Below are 1,200 nucleotides of genomic sequence, written 5' to 3'. Positions count from 1 at the left end.
CGGGGGGGGTCGTTTTGTTTGGAGGCGGGGCGGGGGCCGAGGCCTCAGGTCAGCGGCAGCAGCATCGTGACGTCGTCGCGGTCGTCGCCCGGGGCCACCCTGATCGCGTCCGGTACGCGGCCGACCTCCTTGTACCCGCAGGACGCGTAGAAGCGTTCCAGACCCTGGCCGCCTCGGCAGGTGAGGCGTATCGCGTCTATGCCGTCGAAGGTGCGGGCCGCGTCCGCGGCGGCGGTGAGCAGGTCGCGGCCGTAGCCCTTGCCCTGGTGGCGGGGGTGCACCATCACCGTGTAGAGCCACAGCCAGTGGGTCATCAGACGGTGGGTGTTGAAAGTGAGGAACGCGGTTGCTACGACTTCGCCGGTCTCGTCCCGGCCGATGAGGAGGTGCGTGCGGCCCTCGGCCATCTGCACCAGGTGGCGGACCAGTTCCGGGCGGACGTCCTCGCGGCTCACCGGCGGCACGAAACCCACCGCTCCGCCCGCGTTGGAGACGTCCGTCCAGAGGTCCAGGACGCCGTCACGCAGGCCGGGGGTGACGGCGGGGTCGAGGGTGAAGGTGAGAGCCACCTGGGGATGCTAGTTGCTCGCCACCCCTACGACAGGACCCGGGCCGCCACTTCCAGGTCTCCCACCAGGCCCCGGTACGCGGTTTCGCGGTCGTCGGAGCGGAGTACCGAGGACGGGTGGACCGTGGGGACCAGGCGTTCGGGATGGCCGTGGATCTCCCTCTCCAGGACCGTTCCCCGTACCTCGGTGACCTTGAACGAGGAGCCGAGCAGGGCCTTGCCCGCGGTGGCGCCCAGGACCACGATCAGCTCCGGCTCGACGACGGTCAGCTCGGCTGCCAGCCAAGGGGCACAGGCGGTCATCTCACGGAGAGTGGGGGCCTTGTGGATCCTGCGCTTACGGGGTTCCGCCTGGGTGAACTTGAAATGCTTGACCGCGTTGGTGACGTAGGCGTCGGCGGGGTCGAGGCCGGCCTCCTCCAACGCCCTGTCCAGCAGGCGGCCGGCCGGGCCCACGAAGGGTTTGCCCTGGCGGTCCTCCTGGTCACCGGGCTGCTCCCCGACGAGCATGACCCTGGCGGTGGCCTTGCCCGCGCCGAACACCGTCTCGGTGGCGTTCCTGTGCAGCGGGCAGCCCTCGCAGCCGGCGGCCGCTTCGCGCAGGGCGGGGAGGGTGGGGGTCCCTTCGGGGA

2 protein-coding genes are annotated in these 1,200 nt (G+C 70.8%); both read right to left on the bottom strand.

The genetic code is table 11. The features are described 5' to 3' along the window. Positions 1-44: 44 nt before the first annotated feature. Positions 45-569, bottom strand: coding sequence for a GNAT family N-acetyltransferase (locus tag P1P75_RS41580; RefSeq protein WP_319265257.1), 525 nt, complete (start codon positions 567-569; stop codon positions 45-47). A 26-nt stretch (positions 570-595) separates the two neighbouring features. Further along, positions 596-1,200, bottom strand: a 605-nt coding sequence (locus P1P75_RS41575) for a UdgX family uracil-DNA binding protein (RefSeq protein WP_319265255.1), incomplete at its 5' end; no start/stop codon positions are given.

The sequence above is a fragment of the Streptomyces sp. ID05-39B genome (assembly GCF_033794725.1).
GTDB classification, from domain to species: domain Bacteria; phylum Actinomycetota; class Actinomycetes; order Streptomycetales; family Streptomycetaceae; genus Streptomyces; species Streptomyces bobili.
Note: the sequence above shows the minus strand (reverse complement) of the source record. Positions and strands in the feature narration are given on the sequence as shown.